Origin of the sequence: Maribacter algae (genome assembly GCF_047345745.1) — a bacterium.
Classification (GTDB): domain Bacteria; phylum Bacteroidota; class Bacteroidia; order Flavobacteriales; family Flavobacteriaceae; genus Maribacter.
The window spans coordinates 112,726-133,307 of sequence record NZ_JBLFES010000001.1; the positions used below are offsets into that span (position 1 = coordinate 112,726).

Here is a 20,582-nt window from a genome sequence, read left to right on the forward strand (position 1 = left end):
GAGAAAAAACCTATTTATTGAATAGCTATTTAGGATAGTGGAGCGTAGCCGAAATCACAAATAGGAGTGGGAAGAAATCGATTTGTCCTCTTCGCCGTTATCATTGAATTTCTTCAATTGTATCATCCAGTAGACAAAGGCCACGGAACCGATTAGCATAAAAATCCAATTAAGGCTATTGGAAAGTGTCCAGCTTTCCATGAACCGGAAAAAATCAAAAGGAGCAAACAATCCGTTTACGAACAAATCCTCAATACCTTCAAAAAATGACTTCATCTTATTCCTATATTTACAGCACAAAAGTATAAAAATCATACATGATTTCAAGCATTTTTGGAAAAACTAAACCTATAAACTTCATCATCCTCTTAGGTTTTCTTTTTCTTTTTTATTGGTGTGTTCAATTCTACGTCATAGAAAAGGAATTTTCTACGGAAAACATCGTAGTGGAAATTTTGGCTTTAAGCCTCTTGCTATTCAGTATTTTCGTGGTAGATTTTATTGTAAAGCGTAATAAATTAACAGGTCCCAACTCTTTTTCAATTCTCTTCTTTACGCTCCTTATTGTTGTTTTTCCGGAGACATTGGGAGACAATAACGCGATTTTAAGCTGCTTTTTCCTGCTTTTGGCCTCTAGAAGGCTTTTGAGTTTAAAATCGCTTAAAAATATTAAATCCAAGATTTTCGATACCACACTATGGATTATGATTTCCAGTCTTTTTTATGAATGGAACCTTCTTTTTATGATTTTGGTGTTTTCCGCCATTTATATTTACGAACCCAAGAACATCCGCAATTGGCTCACTGTATTGCCGGCCGTAATTTGTTATTTTTTTATACTGTACAGTATATTAATATTGATGAACTACACGCAATTTATTGAAGACCATTATGATTTCAACGTTGATTTCAATTCTATCGTCGCCACGGGTTGGTCCACCAATATTAAATTGATCGTCTATGCGTTCCTAAATCTCTTGTTGGCATTTTTTGCCTTTTTAAAGTTGGGAAAATCCGGTGTCGGAAAAATCGTTACCATCAGACTTATCGCTATTTCCTTCGTTATCGGTTTACTTGTTACGCTCATGGTGAGTACGGCACAGCACCAGGCTATTATCATCACCTTTTTTCCTTCGGTTATATTTATTGGCAATTATATAGAATCTATCAAAAAGCCAAATATATTGGAAGTAGTACTGATGCTGAGCATATTTCTTCCGCTCATGCTGTTCCTCTCCAAACTTATAATTTCCTAATTAAGGGTATCTTTGTAAAAAACGAGGAAAATGTTCAGTGAATTCGCCTTTTCAATTTTTGAGCAAAGCATTAAGGAATATCATAAAAAAGATGATGTTTATCAGGATTTCACCAATCCGTACCCTAAAGATGAAGTGGCCCATTTGTTATATCGAAAAAATTGGATAGACACCGTTCAATGGCATTACGAAGATATTATTAGAGATCCACAGATAACACCAGCGGCAGCATTGGATTTAAAGCGAAAAATAGACGCTAGCAATCAGGACAGGACAGATTTGGTCGAATATATCGATAGTTATTTCCTCAAAAAATACCAATCGGTTGAAATCAAATCTAATGCCACTATCAATACCGAGAGTCCGGCTTGGGCCATTGACCGGTTATCCATTCTTGCATTAAAAATCTATCATATGCGAGAGGAAGTAGCGCGTACAGATGCTACTCCTGAGCATATTGAAAAATGCCGAACCAAACTCAATATACTTCTAGAACAGAAAAAAGACCTTTCCAATGCGATAGACCAATTATTAAAGGATATTGAGGAAGGAAACAAGTACATGAAGGTCTACAAGCAGATGAAAATGTATAATGATGAGGAATTAAACCCCGTCCTGAGAAGTGGATCCAATACTTCAAATGGAGCTTAAAGTTTATACTTGTTCGAAGCAAGATCGGTCTGGCCTTAATATTCATTTCGTCCATGGATAACAAACCCCCGTTAGAGGATAATGTCCCCCCCTTGGAGGTTAGGGGGCAGCATCTTTTGGTGATCCGCCTATCCGCAATGGGCGATGTCGCCATGACCGTTCCTGTTCTTTTGGCTTTAACATGTGCTTACCCAGAGCTAAAGATTATTTTTTTGACCAAAGATTTTTTTAGGCCTATAATCGAACAGATTCCCAATGTATCCGTATTTCCTGCTGATGTTAAAGGAAGGCATAAAGGGCTATTGGGGCTTTGGAGGTTATACAAAGAACTTAAAACATTGGAAATTGATGCCGTTGCCGACCTTCACCATGTGCTACGTAGTACTATTCTAAAGCTTTTCTTCAGCTTTTCAGGAATACCCTATCAGCAGATAGATAAAGGCAGGGCAGAAAAAAAAGCATTGACAACGGCCGTAAACAAAACCTTTATACAGTTGACGACGACGCATAAGCGATATGCCGATGTTTTCAAAAAACTGAACCTTTCCGTGCAATTGTCTTCTGGGAATACGCTTCCAAAACTGAATTTGGAAGATAAGTTTAATGGGTTATCCATAAAAAAAGAAAAAATACTAATTGGTATTGCCCCTTTTGCAGCCTTTGAAGGCAAAATGTATCCGTTGGAATTAATGGAAATGGTGGTAGCGTCTTTAAATGCATCAAATACCTATCAGATGGTACTTTTTGGTGGTGGAAAAGAGGAACAAATGCAGTTGGCCGTTTGGGAAAACAAATTTGAAAATTGTACAAGCCTTGTGGGAAAAGTTTCTTTTTCCGAAGAACTGGCCGTGATATCAAACCTTTCACTTATGCTTGCTATGGACAGTGGCAATGCACATTTAGCGGCAATGTACGGAGTGCCTACAGTAACACTTTGGGGTGTAACCCATCCTTTTGCCGGATTTTACCCCTATGGACAAGCTGCTGAAAACGCCCTTTTGTCCGATAGGAAAAAGTATCCGTTGATTCCGACATCAGTTTATGGAAATAAATTCCCTAAAGGTTACGAAAAAGCAATGGAAACCATTTCGCCCGAAAAAGTAGTTCAAAAAATTGAAGAAATTCTGAATAAAATTTAATCAAACATTGACGGGATTGGCTTCAATAGACCTAAAGTATTGCTTTAACTGAGCCATAAACCGATATTTTTTGGCACTCGGTGAAGCTCCTACCATCAATGTCCTGATCCCAAAATAAGAACTCATCAAATATGTAGCTACGGCTTCGCAATCCACATGCCGGTCCAAATGACCATTGAACTTTCCTTTTTGCAATGCGGTCACCAAATTTACTTCCCATAGGGAAACAATATCGCTAAGGTGCTTCATGATAGTCTCGTTCTTACCGTTGAATTCGGTCATGAAATTGCAAAGAATAAAGCCAAAGTCGGTCTCATTGTGTACCGCCATTTCCAAGGCATTGTCAAAACAGTTGGTAATACGGGTCAAAGGATTGTCATGTCCTTCAATAGGTTCAATTAGGTTACTATATACCCTACGAGCCATTAAATTTTGAATGATTTGAATAAAGAAGTCCTCTTTAGATTCAAAGTGATAGTAGAACGCTCCTTTGGAAAGGGATAATTCCTTAAGAATATCATCAACACTGGTGCCGTAGTAGCCCTTTTTATAAAAAAGTTCCAGTCCAGTGATTTGCATACGTTGCATGGTAGCCATGCGTTTTAAGTTTTTGTCCATAATGTAAAGATTTGGGTAAATCCGACCCTAAGGTCAGTATAAAGAACTCCATAATCGAGATGTATATTAGGAGTGTTGCGTTATACTTACGTAAAAAATCGGTGAAAGTTCAAAATCTCGATAAATCAATATCATTCTAGTAAATAAATTAAACCGGTTGGTCGGTTTAACCGCAATATTCTTGGTTCAAATTAGGATTAAAATAAGGCGATACACTTTTACTTAGGTTTGTTTCTTTACCCCCCCCCTTTAAATTCACATTAGACAATGACTTATGCGTATCAAAAATACATTGTGTTTGAAATGGTTATGTGTTTATGATTTGAGAACTTCCTATTTTTAATTATTCAAACCTCCGCTCCTAACAGAATGAAGTAATCGTATCCCGTTCTTTCTTTCAATGGATACTGTAACATACTTCAGTTTTAAGAGTCTTTAAGTAGAACCAATCCAATAAATATGAAAGAACATCTTAGAGCTTCTCTACGGGACATCAACCCTGATTTTTCGCAAAACGATATCGAAACCGGACTGCAATGTTTCGATTTTAAAAAATACAAGGCCAAAGACCTTATTACCAAAGAAGGCAGCTTGGCAGATTATCTTTTTTTTGCCAATAGTTCCATTACCAGGTGTTATTATTTGGATGAAAAGGGAGAAGAGATCACACTTTGGATGAAACCTGAAAAAACGTTTATTGCCGAATACAAAAGTTTTACAAGTCAATTGAAATCCCAGTTTAACCTTCAATTCTATGAGGATACGGAAGTGCTTATGATCAATAGGGTAAACTTACTTCAGCTTTTTAAGAACAACAATAACTGGGCTATGTTCGGGATTCTCCTTACGGAGCAGTTACATGTTACGTTGATAGATGTTTTTGTAAACCTTTTAGCAAATGATGCCACTAGAAACTATCAGTATATTCAATCTGCCTTTCCCCGTTTTTTACAGGTTGCCCCTTTAAAGGACATTGCGTCCATGCTGCAGGTCTCTCAAGTTACATTGTCCAGAATACGTTCCGGGACACAGTTGAAAGGGTGATTTTTTAACATATGTAAAATTCGTTTAAAGAGATTGTTCGTTTTTTTATGCCTAAAACAGCATTAACCCATGGCACAAGTATTTGGAAAAGCTCAAACGAGTAAAAAAACGTTTAGCCGTACGACGAACATTCAACAACTTATAACAGCGGAACCTGCCAAAATATGGTCTTTGTTGACCAATGCTTCGGATATGCCCCGATGGAATTCTACCATCGTGTCCTTAGATGGGGATATTAGAGAAGGCGGCAAAATAAAATTGAAAAGCCAACTAGACCCTAAAAGGACTTTTACCTTAAAAGTAAAAGAAGTCATTCCAAATCAAAAATTAGTGTGGGGAGATGCCATGGGGAAACGCACATATATTTTAGAACCCCAAGGAGAAAAGACACTTTTTTCAATGACTGAGAAAATAGGCGGTCCCATATTCCCCATTTTTGCCAATAAGATTCCATCTTTTGATGCTTCTTTTGAAAAATTTGTATCAGATTTAAAACAAGAGGCGGAATATCAATCTTAAAAAAGAACAGAAATGAACTATAGAGAAAAAATAGGCACAAAAGAACAACCGTTAACATTAAAAACACCGCCCTTATCTTCGGAGTATACCATGCATGTTGATGAGAAAGCTGGGCGTGATATTTTAGTATGTACCGTAAAGACAACCGTATTGCACTATGATATTCGCTGTTTGGAAGATTTACATAAAATGCTCAAAGCACACGGAGATTGGATGCTTTTGGGAAGTAAGGATGAAAAAGTAGAAACAAAACCTAATACAATAGAACATTGGGGGCGCTCTCCTAAAAACCCCATAGGCGGATGGTACGGACTCAAAAAAGGATTTAAAGGAAGATTTGGGATGTACATTCCTCCCTTAATGGAATATTTAGGGCTGGCCGAAGTAGAACACAACAAACGCAACAATCGCATGCGAGCGATTTAAAAAACATCTAAGACATGTTTGGAGTTTGGATGATTGATGCTAAAAACCACCTGACTTGGGTGGTTTTTTCTTTTTAAAGAAAATACGAGTAACTTAAATCCATAGAAAACAAATGACTAGGCCTTATGATTGAATTTTTAAAAGACCATCTTCAAAATAAAGAAACTGAAAAGGTCTTATTGATGCTACAGGAAAATCCCAAGGTCTTGGAGATGGAAGATAAAAACGGAAATTCCTGTTTAATGTTGATAGCCTATAGCGGATTGGACGAGGTATTTCAAAAAGCGATTGACTTAAAAACTTCGTTCACATTTCATGAGGCGATTATCTGCGGAAAAATAGAAAAAGTATCCGATTATTTAAAAAAATCGAAAAAAGAAATCGTAAATGAGTACTCAAAAGATGGGTTTACACCTTTGTCCTTAGCTGCTTTTTTCGGTCGCACGGAAATTGCGAAGCTATTGGTTGAGTACATGGCCGACCCCAACATGGCGGCGACAAATCCTTCAAAAGTAAATGCGTTACATTCCGCCGTGGCCAAAGAGAATTATGAGCTTTGCAAGATGCTATTGAACAATGGGGCGGATGTCAATGCTACTCAAATGCAAAACGTAACGGCCTTACATTCGGCAGTGCATCGCGGTAATTTAGAGTTGGTGAAATTACTTATTGAAAATGGGGCTTCTGCTCAATTACTAATGGACAATGGCGATACGGCTTTGGATATTGCCAAAAGAGAAAAACATCAGGATATTTTAGATTTTCTGCGATAATAAAACAACCTAAAGGATAGATTTGTTGAAGCTTAAGTATTACAATTGAGAATGTAAATAATCTGCTGTGTCCTTTAAACCTCTGTCTCTAAGGATATCCAAATAAACATTCCCCTCCTTTGGAGGGGCTAGGGGAGGCTTACGCCACGGTTCCCTGACAACTACTCCCGGCACCTGCGGTACAACCATAGCAATGCTGGGAGATGATAATATTTCTATCGTTTAGAATGTCTTCGTTATAGTCCTTGATGTGCTTTACTTTACTAGCAACTTTCAGCCCTAGCATTTGGTTAAAATCACAATCGTAGAGCCAACCGTCCCAACTAATGGAAATGGTATTGGTACACATCACGTTTTCTACAGCGGCAGGATTATAGGCATCTACTAAGGCATACATATAGTCCTCATAGTTGCCGGAAGCAACCAGATAATCCAAAAAACGGGCAATGGGTAAGTTGGTAATAGCGAACAAGTTGTGAAACTGAATCCCAAAATCTTCGTCCAACGCCTTTTTAAAGTCTTTTTCCATGGCCATTTGGTCACCGGGCAAATAAGCTCCTGAGGGATTATAGACCAAATCCAGTCGTAAGTCGCTTCCGGGCATGCCGTAACCACGTTCGTTCAGTTCCTGTAAGGCTTTAATCGATTTATCAAAAACACCGTCACCACGTTGCTTATCCGTCTTTCCACGAGTATAATGTGGCATGGATGAAATTACGTGAACATTGTGCTTTTTAAAGAAATCTGGCAAGTGATAGTATTTTTTATTGGCTCGTATGATCGTCAGATTGGAACGAACTATAAAATCTTTGATACCCGCTTTGGCCGCCTCTTCTACAAACCACTCAAAATCCGGGTTCATTTCCGGTGCGCCGCCGGTGAGGTCCAAAGTATGAGCCCCGGTATTTTTTATCACTTCCAGACATTGTTGCATGGTTTCGCGCGTCATGATTTCCTTTCGGTCCGGACCGGCATCTACATGGCAGTGCTCGCAAACCTGGTTGCACATATAGCCTACATTGATCTGTAGGATTTCCAACTTCTTGGGTCGCAACGGAAAATGCCCAATTTTATCGATTTTATCCTTAAAATAGGGGAGTTCACCATCGGCAAAAATACCACCGTTCAATATTTCCAATTGCTTATTGCTTTCCGCAAACTCGTTATCCCTAGCTTTTAGGGATTTTTGCATCGGCTTTTTAGTATTTTTCTTGGGTAAGATACTTTCCATCTTTATTTTAAATTTTCATCGCTCTATAACAGTGCGAAAATATACGTAATTGTTTGACTAATGGTTCTCACATTAGGGTTTGTCGGTGTAAGTATGGTAAGGTTACAACCTATATCATCTAATCTCTAATAACGAAGCGCTCTACTTACATAGATAACTTGTTATATTTGTTCATCATCTGTACGCCATGTACCAATGTTGCACCGCTTTCAATGGCGGCACCTACATGTACGGCCTCCATCATTTCTTCCTTGGTAATTCCCTTTTGCAGACCATCTTTGGTGTATGCGTCAATGCAATACGGACATTTTACCACATGACTTACTGCCAAGGCAATGAGCGATTTTTCACGGGAACTCAGCGCTCCCTCTTCAAAAACTTTACCATAATAATCAAAGAATTTAGTTCCTAGCTCTTCGCTCCATTCGGTAATTTTACCAAATTTTCTCAGGTCTTTTGGATCATAATACGAATCTGCCATCTTTTTCTGTGTTTTAGTTTCTATATTGTAATTGCTTGTATTGTCAAGTAATATTGGGATGCCCTGTCCCATCTTTTCCAGTTCGGGGAGGATTTCCATATTGTCCCAAATCCCGGAGGCAAGCGTATCCGCGTATTCTTCCGGCAAGTGGTTTTGGAACATTAATTGTTGTGCGGTCTTATGATCATATTCAAAAGACCGATGGGTATATATTATATCGCCATCTCTGATTTCTAACAGCATATACCATACTCTCGGTGTACCGTCATTTGCGGGCATTCCAATAACACCAGGATTTAACCACAGTTTACCTTTTATATTTTGACTGAAAGGCAACCCACAATGCCCTGCGATGACTACATCGCTTTTGGTTTTGTTAAAAGTACTTTCTTTCACGGCATATGGAGTAGATTGAAAAATAAATTGCGAAATGTGGTTATAGCATCCATGTACTACGGTCACTCTTTTTCCGCCATAATCAAATCCGATGTGTTCCGGCAATTGCGCTATCCAATCAAAGGAATTTTGGGACAATCTTCCTTTGGAATATGGAAACCATAATTTGGAAAAACCATCGCACCTACTGCCTTCCCTAAAATCGCAACCGCAATCCTCACTATCGTTCGCCAATTGTAATTCCACGTTTCCTGCAATACTTTGGGCACCCCATTCCTTGAACAATTGTACGGTTTCCTCCGGTTGGGCACAATAGCCGGTAATGTCACCGGTACAAATGCAATTTTCCGGAGCGATGTTCTCTGCTTCCGCAATGGAAATCAATTTTTCCAAGGCTTGCAAGTTGCTATAGACCCCGCCAAAAAGGAGTAGCTTTCCGCTTTTTGTGCCGATATGTTTTATTTCTTTATCCATGAAGGAATTATATATAAAAGGGTACAACACAATATGCCCCAAAGGTTGATCCAGAGCAGGTCCGCATATTTGCCGGAGCTGAAAATAAGACCTTCTGGAAATAGATTGAATAGGAGTAGAATGCCAAAAAGCAGTCCACCGATAACGCTGAGGTGAAAACTAATTTTGGGTACTCTAAGGTTCCAAAAAACAAAAACAGGAGTGAGACCGATGACCATAGTACCGCTTATTGTTGTGGCCGATAGGATTTCTGCATCCAAGAAAACGGGAATCGTTCCTAGAATAGCAACCATAGCCATGGAAAGCCTTCCAAATCTGAGACTATTGCCCAAATTGAGATCTACCGATAACAATTTTGAAAACGACGAAAAAGTAGAATCCAAAGTTGATGCCGCTGAGGTGATCATAATAAAATTAATGACCAATAAAATGACCAATCCAAAAGCCTTGCCCACTTCCACTGCCGCTTGCCCTTTCATTCCTTGTGTTTGGGCATAGATTCCGATGATACTAAAGAGCACAATACAGATGGCCCCAACGAAACCTGCCCATAAAAAGGCCCGTAAGGTGACTTTTGGTGGGCTGATGAAACCCCTATCCGTCAACACGGGATCATGAAACGGATAGCTGAACGATTGAAGCAATGCCGCAAAAAGCAGGTTCATCCCCATATCTAATGACCATGTTCCCGAGGTCATTACATCGTTGGCCGAAAAATTAGTAGAAGGTTCGAATAATACCCAAAGAATAACACTTAATAGAATGGCAAAAAGCCCCATTTGAATGACATCCGTAAAGATAGAACTGCTTAAACCACCTTTAAGCGCATAGGCCAAGGTCAATACCGTAAATACGATAATGGCCCAATAATAGGGAGCACTGCCCATTTTCCCAAAATAGGAACCAATGACCATAGTATTGCTCCAGACTTCATTGAACAAACGAAAAGCGATCAAGATGGAAAACAACGCCATGGCACTTTTCCCAAACCGACTCGTTAAAAACTGATGGATACTTGTATACCCCCCTTTTACGCGCATTTGATAAATAACGATTCCCGCAACGATAAAAGACAAATAATATCCTGCATAGGCCACACCGCCTACAAGACCATAGTCAAGCCCTAGATTTGCAGCGTTGGTAATGCTCTTGGCAAAAATCCACGAAATGACAAGACTCCCCATGAGCATGAAGGTATTAGGCGCTTTCTTACGGTGTTGCGCCCTAAAAAATTCATCGGTATTTTTTGCCAAGGGAGAAAGGAAAAAGAGTGCCAAACTGGATACAATAACGAGACCCCATTGAAGCCACCAGCCTCTCCCCCCAGCCCCCTCTCCAAAAGAGAGGGGGAGCGTTAAGAAATCCGTTATAACTAAAGTCCTAGCCATCATTTATTTTACTATCCATCCGTTTTTCCATCAGAGAAGAAGTTCTCCCCCTTTGGGGGGTTAGGGTGCTTCATCCCACCAAACAGGGGCGTCAACACTATTTCCATTCGTTTTGGCAGCCGCAGCTTCATAATTTACGGCATTCAAGGCCTGTTCCTCTGCCGGGTAGGGCATACGAACGGGAATTAAATCATTATTTAAGCTTGCTGAAATGGTCTTCAATTGTGGGAAACCGGTCCTACGGTATTCTATCCAACCTTCATATCCATTGATGATATTTGCAATCCATTTTTGAGTAATGATATTTTCTATAGGATTTCCAGTGGTATAGGCTCCAGGTCCTGTTAAATAATCATTTGGCAATTCCGTATTCCAATATTCAAAAGCTTGCGTTACACCAATTTCATAAAAAGTTTGTGCATCTCCTGTGATGAGACCTCGTTCTGCAGCTTCAGCCAAAAGAAAATGTGTTTCCCAACTGGTCATAAAATTGGCATCCAAAGCACTGGTATTTTCCCGAAAAGCAGTGCCTGCCAGAGAGAAATCGGCCAAAACAGCTGCATTTTGTGTGGCATCGATACCGTTTAAGAGTCCGTTGAACGCTTCTGAATCACTGTTGGAAAAGGGTCTGAACAGGACTCCGATTCTGGGATCGTTCAAATCCGTTAAGATTTCATCCATCGTTTCGGAAAGCACAAAGTTGTTAAAGTCCCCTATGCGCAAACGCGCCAAACGAAAATTATTGGGTTCACCATCATTAAAATCGAACGCGGCATTTTGCGAATTCTCGGAAATAAATCCGCCTGCATCTACTATTGCTTGTAAAGCCGAGGCGTTATCCTGTACGTTGGAGGTCCGCATCAGAAATTTAATTTGCAACGAACGTGCAAAACGTAGCCAACCGTCCAAATCGCCATTAAAAAGGATATCGCCCTCTAGAAGAATTGTTCCAGTATAATTTTCAATAGCTGCGATGCCTTTTTCGAGGTTGTCAAAAATTCCGCCTTCCGCCAAGTAGATGTCCTCTTGGTTGTCATAGACAGGCGTTACGGTGACGTCCTTACCTTGGAAGCCTTCGGAATAGGGAACATCGCCGAACATATCGGTCAACGCGCCTGCCATATAAGCTTTCAGAATTCGGGCCGGGCCTTCATATACTTCAAACGTTGGATTTTCCAGGGCCAATCTTAAAATCTGCTCGTTATCACGCAAATTGGTGTATAAAATAGGCCAAGGATTTCCGCCCAATTGGGGCGATTTTAAGTCGTGACGGTCAAAAAGATTAAAATCCAGTGCTGTTCGGTACTGCCCCAATAAATCTCCGGCCGTAAAACCTTCGTAGGACATTTGCTCCCCATAATCATAGATTACTTGCCGCAGCAACAAACTGGGCTGCACGGTCAACGGCTGGTTGGGATTGGTGTTGATTTCTTCAAAGTCTTTGTTGCAACTAGTAAACAATAGGCTCAAAACAAACAGTGCACCAGCCCCATCCCTTAACCAAGGTGAAGTGGTCACTTGTGATTGGAGGGGATGAGCTTTCAACCCTCCTCGTATTCCTGTTTCAATGAATCGAAAAGGAATCCATCCCTCCCTGACAAGGGAGGAGAGCTTTTTGTATATCGTATATATAAATTTCATTGTCTTCATCTTAAAAATTAAATCCGGCTTTAAATCCAAAACTTCTTGTGGTAGCATAGGACAAATCCTCTACCCCGCCCACAAAACTTTGTCCCTGAACAGAAAATTGCTCGGGGTCAAAATGCGGATTTTCGGTTATGGCGAATAGGTTTCTACCAATCAATGAAAGTCGCAGGCTTGCATTTTGCTGTAGGAAATTGAGGTTTTCAAAAGTGTATCCGATGGAAAACTGTCGCAATTTTAAGAAAGAGGCATCATAAGTGTTGTTCTCCTCATGATTTCTATCAAAAAACTGACGGTAAAAACTTTCGGCGGTCACAGCTACCGTATTTTCTTCGAACACCGGGTTTTCAGCTGTGCCAACATTTACGACACCTTCTGGTACAATACCCTCTTCCGGTCTAAATGCGGTCTCGGCCAATTGACCTCCTACGTTGCCCAGAGCACGTGTTCGGGAGACGATTATCCCGCCTTGGCGCCAATCCAACAAAAATCCCAGATCCCAATTTTTATAATTGAACTGGTTGCTCATGCCTACCATAAAATCCGGATTGGAATTTCCTAATTTTTGCAGGGTATTGTCCGGAATATAGCGTCCTTCATCCGTTAGGATAAAATCGCCATCATCGTTTTTTAGGTAGCCCGTACCATAGAGATCACCAATACGACCGCCCTCTTCTACCTGTACGAAAACAGTTTGGTTCTGACTATCATAAATTCTCGAGAAGGCCAGCGTTAAACGTCCATCATCCTGCGGTAGATCCTCTACCGTAGCACGGTTTCTACTGAAATTGACCGTACTGTTCCACTTAAAGTTGGGGGTAGCGACCGGAGTAGCGCCCAAAATGACCTCAATCCCTTTAGAACGTACTTTTCCACCATTGACTACCTGCTGATTGAACCCAGAGGAAATCCCTACAGGAAGCGAAATGATCTGATCTTTGGTCACCGCATTATAATATGAAATATCAAAACGCAGTTTATCCCTGAAGAAGCGTACATCCGCTCCAAATTCAATTGCGGAGGTCTGTTCCGGACGAAGGTTCGGGTTCGCGATAAAATTCTGGTCGCTAAAAGTAGGCTGACCGTTAAATGGCGTTTGCGCCACAAAGGCACCGGAAGTTTGGTAGGGATTGGTATCATTACCCACTTGGGCATAACTGGCGCGAAGCTTGGCAAAAGAAATTGCCTTTGGCAGATCCGTTACTTCAGAAAGAATAAAACTTGTGGATGCCGAAGGATAGAAAAAAGATACGTTATCCACAGAAAACGGTGTTGCCAAAGCACTGGACCAGTCGTTACGGCCTGTGATATCCAAAAAGAGAAAATCCTTATAACCAAATTTGGCCAAGCCGTAAAAACTATTGATGCGTTTGTTGGATTCGAACTCGAATACTTCAATGGGCGAGGCGGCATTGCTCAACCTAAAAATTCCGGGCTGTGCCAAGCTTGTCGTCTGGGATTGTGAAGTAAAGGCTTTTTGGTCCAATCGATTTCCACCAAGAGAAACATCGACCTTAAAATCGCCGAACGTATTGTTATAATTCAATAGGAAATCCGTATTTATTTCCCGGTACAGTACATCATGCTCGGCATAACCCCCGTTTTGGAAGCGGTTAGAGCTAAAGGAACGTCTTAATTGACGCAGTTCGCTGGAATAATCCATTCCCGTACGAACGGTAGCCGTGATATTATCCGTAATATCATAGGAGGCGGAAACATTTCCAAAAACCCGGTCTCGATTAAATGAATTTCGATTTTCAAAAAGAATGAAAAACGGATTATCAAAAAAGGTATAGTTGAAAGAATACTGCTGAAGGCCTTCCAGACCGGGCTGCCAATAATCGCGAAGGCTATCGATGTTGAGTGAACGTGGCCCCCAAGCCACCAAGGAGTAATTTACGTTCTCCGAACCATAACCGTTGGAAGGACGATTATCGCTCTGCGAATTTACATAGCTGATGGAGGAATTGATACGCAATTTTTCCGTGGGGCGGAAATTTAAACGTGCAGATACGGTCTGTCTGTCCAGATTTACACCGGGAATGATGCTTTCGCTTCTCAAATCCGTAAATGAAAGTCTAAAATTACCTTTGTCAAAGCCCGAAGAAATCGCTAGGTTATTGATAAAGGTAGTTCCGGTCTGATATAAATCCTTTAAGTTATCGGGGTTGGATCGAAATTCCGTTGGGGTAATGGGCAATCCCGAATACAAAGAGGTATCACCGCCACGGACCACGCTACCATCTGGTAAAGTCACCGGGCTATCAAATTGTGGAATCAAATTCCCTACGTCCAAACGTGGTCCCCAACTATAGGTGATGTTATCACTGGTTCCACCGCCAAGACCATCTACAAATTCAAAAATCCCGGATTGTCCTTGTCCGTATTCATTTTGAAAATCAGGCAGCTGAAATGCTGTGTCCACAAAGAAACTGGTATTATAGCTGATGCCCAAGCCCTTGCTTTTGGAGCCGTCCTTGGTTTCAATAACGATAACGCCATTGGCAGCGCGAGTCCCATATAATGCAGCGGCACTGGGCCCTTTTAAGACGGAGACCTCGGCAATATCATCTGGGTTCACCTCCATGGCACCGTTCCCAAAATCCACTTCCTGAAAACCGGCCGCAGCTTCATTGGTAAAATTAAAGACCGAATTATTGTTGATAGGCACACCGTCTACGATAAAAAGAGGATTGTTATTGGAGAAAGAAGCTTCGCCCCTAATCGTAATTCTAGAGGTAGATCCCGGACCGGTAGGGCCTTGATTTATGGTCACCCCGGCAAGTTTCCCCGTAAGATTGTCCAAGAAGTTGATCGCTTTTACTTCGGTGACGCCTTCGGCATCCAAACTTTGAACCACATAGCCTAGTTCCTTGGTTTCCCGTTTAAGCCCCAATGCGGTCAGGACCACTTCGCTCAATTGTTCAGAGGATTCTTCCAATACCACGTTCAATTGGTTGGAAGTCACTAAAAATCTTTGTGTTTGGTACCCCAATGCCGAAAATTCCAACGTTCCTGAAAGATTGGGAATAGCAATAGTATATTGACCGTTTTCATTGGTAGTCGTTCCCGTAGTGGTACCTACCAAAAGTATGTTTACAAAAGGAATGGGCTCTCCTGCCGTATCGGTTACCGTTCCCGTTATGTTTTCTTGGGCAACGGCGTTAAAAGTCATAAACAATGTCATGACCATCAAAAAATATTTCATGTAATGAATGGAATAGATTAAAAATGGGGCCGTAGAAAACGACCGGTTCAATAAGCGCTAGATGTAGAGAGGTCTAGGCGAGCCTTTATTGAAATATAAACTATGCGATAGGAAAGAAAACCAAGAATCAATATGGAGAATAATTTGGTTTTGCGTATTTATAAGTAGTGCGAATAAACGTAAAAACCTTTTGGAAATAGCCTTTATAAAGCCTGATAGTACTATTATATCCTTAGTGTCGTCTATATCCCTAAGCGTAGGCAGCCTAAAAATGGAACAATCGGTATTTTTTAGGATATCGGAAATTCTTCCAAACAGATTAAAACGTTGCCAGGGCAATCTTTTGAAGATTTCAGCATCAAAATTACTACGATGCAGCCCCATTAGATAAAAACCGCCATCTTGTGAAGGTCCAAATACGGTTTTGCCTTCCTCCAACTGTCTTTGGGTTTCCAGTAAATGTTTTGTGGTCAGTTGTGGCGTATCGTTACCTATGGTAATAACATTATCATACCCTTGATCAAAGACATTGGTAATTGCATGTACAAAGCGTTCACCAAAATTATATCCGCGTTGTTCTTCCTCCGAAATATGAAAATAGGGAACTCCGGCTCGCTGTACCTTTTTTAAGGTATCTTGAGTGAGGGCATCAAAAAGAAGGTTCCCCTTTTGCATAGGTTTGTGCAGCAATTCTTCTTTTGAAGAATTGGCAAATACCAATATGGCCGTTTTGTTTTGAGCGAGCGACAAAGGAGTTCTTTTTTATTATGGTAAACTTACAATAAAATATAGCAATGGTAAGGTCGGTTGAAAATATGACAGCTTACAAGTGACTTTAATTTTAACATATTGCCGTTTTGTCAGAAACAGACCTTGTGGTCGGTTCTGTGTTTTGAAAAGACTTTGTAAAACACAATATCTTCCTTTACCGAAAAGCAATTTTCGATAAACTGCATAAATTTTATTGCTTTTAAGGGATAAGAGAAGGGCCTACAAACTGTACGGTCTAAAAAAAGACTTAAAAAAAGAGTAAATTTTAGAAAAATTTTAGCGATTTGCCCCTTTCAAATGGCACGGGATTTGTCAAACTTAGAGCTGTTAAAATAAAATATACTTAATATGAAAGAAAATAGCACAAACAAAAACAACTGGAAAACGTATTTGTTTTCAGCGTTGATTGCCTTGGCCGTAAGCTTGGCCGTTATTCAATATAATAAAACGAGCAAAGAAGAACCAACGGCCATTACAAAAGTAGAGACTGTACCAGGAAAACAAGTATTGTACACTGCCGATGCGGATGGCAATATTACCCCATTGGATTTTACGGATACTTCCGAGAAAGTTTTGGATGCCGTAGTCCATATTAAATCTACTCAAACTTCTTCTAATTACCATCAGCAAGGTACGCCAAGGCAGTTACCAGATCCGTTCAAGGAATTTTTTGGAGATATGTTCAAAGGGCAGTCCCCACAGGGGATGTCCCAAAGACCAAGAATTGGTACCGGTTCCGGAGTCATTATCAATGATAAAGGATATATCGTGACCAATAACCACGTTATAGACGGTGCAGATGAATTGGAGGTTACCTTATATAATAATGAATCGTATAAAGCAAATGTTATCGGAACGGACCCTACAACAGATTTAGCGCTTTTACAGATTAAGGCAAAGGATCTAAAAACCATGGCATTGGTGAATTCAGACGATGTAGAGGTAGGCGAATGGGTGCTAGCCGTTGGAAATCCTATGGGATTAAACTCTACCGTGACGGCAGGAATTGTTAGTGCCAAAGGTAGAAGCATCAATATCAACAGGGAAGAATTGGCCGTGGAGAGTTTTATCCAGACCGATGCAGCCATTAACCCAGGAAATAGTGGTGGGGCTTTGGTAAACCTTGAAGGAAATCTGATCGGTATCAATACGGCCATTGCGTCCACTACCGGAAGCTACACCGGTTACGGATTTGCAGTGCCCAGCAACATTGTGACCAAAGTTGTGGAAGACCTATTGAAATACGGGAAAGTACAGCGCGGAATGTTGGGTGTGCGAATTATGACCATGAACAGTGACTTGGCCAAAGCCAAAGACGTGGATTTTGTGAAAGGTGTTTGGGTAGAACAAGTCGGAGAGGACAGCGCGGCGGACAAGGCAGGGATTGAATCCGGAGACATTGTCCTGGAAGTAAACGGTGTGGAAACGACCACCTCTCCCAGACTGCAGGAAATGATCGCCAGCAAAAGGCCAGGAGATGAAGTGACCTTATTGATTAACAGGGGCGGAAAAGAGAAAGAAATAAAGGTGGTCCTTGAAAATATAAAGGGAACTACAGAAATCGTGATGAAGGAGAAAAAGGAAATCCTGAACCTTCTGGGGGCAGATTTTGAAACGTTGGATAAGGAAACTGCCAAAAAGATGGATTTGGACGGTGGCGTAAAGGTCAGCAAACTATATCCGGGCAAAATCAGGAAAGAGACCCAGATGCGAGAAGGCTTTATCATCACACATATTGATGGGAAACGCGTAAAAGATGTAGAAGATGTGTCCGAAATCCTAGAGGGTAAAAAAGGTGGCGTTATGATAGAAGGAATTTATGAAGATGGCAGCAAGTACTATTATGCTTTCGGGATGGATTCTTAATGCATAATAGGAAACATATCAAGTAGGGTTCTTACAAATTACGTTTCACTGTCATCTCGACTCCGCTCGATGAGACAGTATATTGAACGCTAGATTTGTAAGAACCCTATTTTTATAAAATATAGTGACCGTTAGGAACATCGTAACATAACAACTAAGTAAAAATGAAAGCAAACTTCAATAAACTTATAGGCTCACATCCGTTGGTACTGGTAGATTTTTATGCCGATTGGTGCGGACCTTGCAAGACCTTGGCGCCTATTCTAAAGGATGTTGCCCAAGATGTGGGCGAAAAGGCAAAAATCGTAAAAATAGATGTAGACAAGCATCAAAGCTTGGCGGGGAAATTTCAGGTTCGTGGGGTACCCACTTTAATGCTCTTTAAAAATGGGGAGATGATTTGGCGAGAATCGGGTGTGCAGCCTAAAGAACAACTGGTACAGTTGATAAATCAGAATTCTTAGTCGTTGAAAAAGAATCAGAGTTCCTGTCCTTTTGTCAAAAAGTTGAATTTAAGTATTTAAAATTGAAGAATTTTAGAATGTCTGTTCGAGCGCAGTCGAGAACTACTTCAATTAAAAAATAGCTCTCGATAGCACCTGCCTGCCGGCGAGGTAGGCTAGACCTGATATGCATTGGCATTTGAATAGAAATCTATTTATCAAACTCAACATTAAACTTTTTAAGATTGATGTTTAAATTAAAGTAGCTTTGTGACAAACGAATGCGATGGCCATCACATCTTTGGAAAATAAAACGATAGGACTGGTACTTTCTGGCGGTGGTGTTCGGGGTATGGCCCATATTGGCGTCATTAAAGCGATGGAGGAAGTCGGTTTAACGGCGAAAATAGTTTCCGGTAGCAGTGTTGGCGCTTTGGTAGGCGCTTTATATGCCAACGGCAATTCCGTGAGCGATATGCTCCGTTTTTTCAAAGAGACACCATTATTTAAGTATAATTTCTTCGCTATTGCAAAACCCGGCCTAATAGATACCGAACGGTATGTATCAATATTTAAAAATTACCTTCCCCATGACAGTTTTGATGCTTTAGAAAAAGAGCTTTGCATCGTGGCAACCAATCTTCAGGAAGGCGAAGAAGCCTTTATTGATAAAGGCGAGCTCATAAAGCCCTTGTTGGCTTCTGCTGCTTTGCCACCTGTCTTTAGCCCCGTAATGTACAATGGCAGTCTATATGCGGATGGCGGTATCATGAACAATTTCCCATTGGAGCCAATCCTTGGCAAGGTAGATTTTATCATCGGGAGCAATGTCTCCATCGTTTCCAAATTACAGAAGAAAGATTTGAACAATTCGCTACAACTTACGGGCCGTACTACAGGGTTGATGATATATGCCATCAATCGGGAAAAAATAAAAAAATGTAATATTGTTTTTGAACCCAAAAGCTTGGAACATATTGGCATCTTAGACCGAAAGGGCATAGAAAAAGCCTATGCTATTGGATATGAAACGGCAGTGGGTAAGTTTAAGGAAATGTCATAATCAGCTTTTCAACTTTCCCTTTGGGGGCTGGGGGGCTTAAACATCATCATAATCCACCTTGATTGTAGAAGTAGTTGGATGCGCCTGGCAGGTTAGTATAAATCCTTCCTCAATTTCCCCATCGGTCAAAATCTGATTATTGACCATAGTGGCCTTTCCTTCGGTCACTTTAGCGATACAGCTACTGCAGACACCACCTTGACAAGAATAGGGGGCATCTATATTTTCTTTAAGCACCGCATCCAAGATGAGTGTCTTTTTATCCATGACAAGGGTAAATTCCTCATCGTCCACAACAACGATCGCCGTAGTTTCACCATCGGCGGCAACGGGCATGTCCTCTTTGATTTCCGTAGCCGTAAAAAGTTCAAAATGAATATTGTCCTTGGGAATATCATTATTGAGCAGGGTATCGGTCACTAGATGAATCATTTTTTCGGGCCCACAGAGATAATATCCATCAAAAGAAATATCCGCGTGCTTGTTTTTAAGGGCATAATTAACGGTTGAGGTATCTATACGGCCAAAAAGGGCATTGTCCCCTTTGGATTCGCTATAGGTGAAATAAGGAAAAAACCGGTCCGGATATTCCAGCTCCAATTTGGCAAGATCCGTATAGAACATGGTTTCTTCCTCGGATTTATTTCCATAGACCAAAACCATCTTGTTTTTTGGATTTCCGTCCAAAACTGTTCTGGCAATACTCATTATGGGCGTAATGCCACTACCGGCGGCAAAAGCCGCAATATTTTTTGGGGTATCCGAAGGTTTAAAGGTAAAACGCCCTTCTGGCGGCATGACTTCCAATGTGTCCCCTACGGCCAATTTGGTATTTGCATAATCGGAGAATCCTCCACGATCTACTTTCTTGATACCGATAGTAATATGTTCTTTTTTGGGAGAGGAACTAATGGAATAGGCCCTTCTAAGCTCTTTTCCCTTTATTTCTTTTTTTATGGTAATATACTGGCCTGCGGTAAAGGCAAAGGTTTGTATCAAGTCTTTTGGAATCTCCAGTGTGACCGCAACGGAGCTCGGGGTCAATCTTTTGATTTGCTTTACGTTCAGGGCGTGAAATTGGCTCATGGTATCTCTATCTTTTAGAAGATGTAAAATTACGGATTGCTAAAGCGATAAAAAATTTGGAGTATAAAAAAGTTGCCCGCACTGTAACAAAATTCGTCTTTTGGT

General features: G+C 40.7%; 19 protein-coding genes and 1 pseudogene. 10 read left to right on the top strand and 10 right to left on the bottom strand.

From position 1 onward, the window contains the following. Positions 1-54: 54 nt before the first annotated feature. The gene (locus ACKWBX_RS00500) at positions 55-276 is read right to left on the bottom strand and encodes a DUF6341 family protein (RefSeq protein WP_413966678.1); all 222 of its coding nucleotides are present in this window, start codon (positions 274-276) and stop codon (positions 55-57) included. Positions 277-317: 41 nt separating this feature from the next. Between ACKWBX_RS00500 and ACKWBX_RS00505 the strand changes: the two genes are divergently transcribed. From ACKWBX_RS00505 to ACKWBX_RS00515, 3 genes are read left to right on the top strand one after another with little or no spacing between them, the layout of a single operon-like run. Further along, entirely contained in the window at positions 318-1,256 is a 939-nt protein-coding gene (locus ACKWBX_RS00505; protein ID WP_413966679.1) for a hypothetical protein, read from the top strand. A gap of 30 nt (positions 1,257-1,286) precedes the next feature. Further along, positions 1,287-1,907: a DUF4254 domain-containing protein gene (locus tag ACKWBX_RS00510; protein ID WP_413966680.1), complete on the top strand. Its 621-nt coding sequence runs from the start codon at positions 1,287-1,289 to the stop codon at positions 1,905-1,907. Between the two features lie 53 nt (positions 1,908-1,960). After that, entirely contained in the window at positions 1,961-3,046 is a 1,086-nt protein-coding gene (locus tag ACKWBX_RS00515) for a glycosyltransferase family 9 protein (protein WP_413966681.1), read from the top strand. On the opposite strand, the gene ACKWBX_RS00520 is transcribed toward ACKWBX_RS00515, so the two are convergent. Further along, positions 3,047-3,664, bottom strand: a complete 618-nt coding sequence (locus ACKWBX_RS00520) for a TetR/AcrR family transcriptional regulator (RefSeq protein WP_413966682.1) — start codon at positions 3,662-3,664, stop codon at positions 3,047-3,049. Between the two features lie 459 nt (positions 3,665-4,123). Between ACKWBX_RS00520 and ACKWBX_RS00525 the strand changes: the two genes are divergently transcribed. The 4 genes from ACKWBX_RS00525 (at position 4,124) to ACKWBX_RS00540 (ending at position 6,426) form a co-directional block, all read left to right on the top strand. Further along, on the top strand, positions 4,124-4,708 hold the full coding sequence (locus ACKWBX_RS00525; protein ID WP_413966683.1) for a Crp/Fnr family transcriptional regulator: 585 nt from the start codon (positions 4,124-4,126) through the stop codon (positions 4,706-4,708). A gap of 69 nt (positions 4,709-4,777) precedes the next feature. Further along, positions 4,778-5,227 carry an SRPBCC domain-containing protein gene (locus tag ACKWBX_RS00530; protein WP_413966684.1) on the top strand — a complete coding sequence of 150 codons (450 nt, stop codon included), beginning with the start codon at positions 4,778-4,780 and terminating at the stop codon, positions 5,225-5,227. Between the two features lie 12 nt (positions 5,228-5,239). Beyond that, positions 5,240-5,653 (top strand): DUF6855 family protein, encoded by a 414-nt coding sequence (locus ACKWBX_RS00535; protein WP_413966685.1) that lies wholly within the window; start codon positions 5,240-5,242, stop codon positions 5,651-5,653. A gap of 125 nt (positions 5,654-5,778) precedes the next feature. Next, positions 5,779-6,426, top strand: a complete 648-nt coding sequence (locus ACKWBX_RS00540; RefSeq protein WP_413966686.1) for an ankyrin repeat domain-containing protein — start codon at positions 5,779-5,781, stop codon at positions 6,424-6,426. A 139-nt stretch (positions 6,427-6,565) separates the two neighbouring features. Here the strand turns inward: ACKWBX_RS00540 and arsS are convergent, their stop codons facing one another. The 7 genes and pseudogenes from arsS to ACKWBX_RS00575 form a co-directional block, all read right to left on the bottom strand. Further along, entirely contained in the window at positions 6,566-7,657 is a 1,092-nt protein-coding gene (gene arsS / locus ACKWBX_RS00545; RefSeq protein ID WP_413966687.1) for an arsenosugar biosynthesis radical SAM (seleno)protein ArsS, read from the bottom strand. A 145-nt stretch (positions 7,658-7,802) separates the two neighbouring features. Further along, entirely contained in the window at positions 7,803-8,138 is a 336-nt protein-coding gene (locus ACKWBX_RS00550; protein ID WP_413967970.1) for an arsenosugar biosynthesis-associated peroxidase-like protein, read from the bottom strand. A 234-nt stretch (positions 8,139-8,372) separates the two neighbouring features. Further along, positions 8,373-9,008: pseudogene (locus ACKWBX_RS00555) on the bottom strand (metallophosphoesterase family protein); the annotation flags it as partial. Continuing rightward, entirely contained in the window at positions 8,993-10,396 is a 1,404-nt protein-coding gene (locus ACKWBX_RS00560) for a sodium:solute symporter family transporter (RefSeq protein WP_413966688.1), read from the bottom strand. The gene ACKWBX_RS00560 and the pseudogene ACKWBX_RS00555, both read right to left, overlap by 16 nt. A 60-nt stretch (positions 10,397-10,456) precedes the next feature. Then, the gene (locus ACKWBX_RS00565) at positions 10,457-12,037 is read right to left on the bottom strand and encodes a SusD/RagB family nutrient-binding outer membrane lipoprotein (protein ID WP_413966689.1); all 1,581 of its coding nucleotides are present in this window, start codon (positions 12,035-12,037) and stop codon (positions 10,457-10,459) included. Between the two features lie 10 nt (positions 12,038-12,047). Next, positions 12,048-15,248 carry a SusC/RagA family TonB-linked outer membrane protein gene (locus tag ACKWBX_RS00570; protein ID WP_413966690.1) on the bottom strand — a complete coding sequence of 1,067 codons (3,201 nt, stop codon included), beginning with the start codon at positions 15,246-15,248 and terminating at the stop codon, positions 12,048-12,050. 57 nt (positions 15,249-15,305) lie between these two features. Beyond that, the gene (locus tag ACKWBX_RS00575; protein WP_413966691.1) at positions 15,306-15,998 is read right to left on the bottom strand and encodes a TIGR04282 family arsenosugar biosynthesis glycosyltransferase; all 693 of its coding nucleotides are present in this window, start codon (positions 15,996-15,998) and stop codon (positions 15,306-15,308) included. Positions 15,999-16,367: 369 nt separating this feature from the next. Here ACKWBX_RS00575 and ACKWBX_RS00580 point away from each other — a divergent pair, with 369 nt between their 5' ends. From ACKWBX_RS00580 to ACKWBX_RS00590, 3 genes are all read left to right on the top strand, one after another. Continuing rightward, positions 16,368-17,885, top strand: a complete 1,518-nt coding sequence (locus ACKWBX_RS00580; RefSeq protein WP_413966692.1) for a Do family serine endopeptidase — start codon at positions 16,368-16,370, stop codon at positions 17,883-17,885. Between the two features lie 164 nt (positions 17,886-18,049). Beyond that, positions 18,050-18,349, top strand: a complete 300-nt coding sequence (gene trxA, locus ACKWBX_RS00585; RefSeq protein ID WP_413966693.1) for a thioredoxin — start codon at positions 18,050-18,052, stop codon at positions 18,347-18,349. Between the two features lie 265 nt (positions 18,350-18,614). Continuing rightward, positions 18,615-19,391 carry a patatin-like phospholipase family protein gene (locus tag ACKWBX_RS00590; protein WP_413966694.1) on the top strand — a complete coding sequence of 259 codons (777 nt, stop codon included), beginning with the start codon at positions 18,615-18,617 and terminating at the stop codon, positions 19,389-19,391. Between the two features lie 36 nt (positions 19,392-19,427). Here ACKWBX_RS00590 and ACKWBX_RS00595 read toward each other — a convergent pair whose 3' ends face one another. After that, positions 19,428-20,477, bottom strand: a complete 1,050-nt coding sequence (locus ACKWBX_RS00595) for a 2Fe-2S iron-sulfur cluster-binding protein (RefSeq protein WP_413966695.1) — start codon at positions 20,475-20,477, stop codon at positions 19,428-19,430. Positions 20,478-20,582 lie beyond the last annotated feature (105 nt).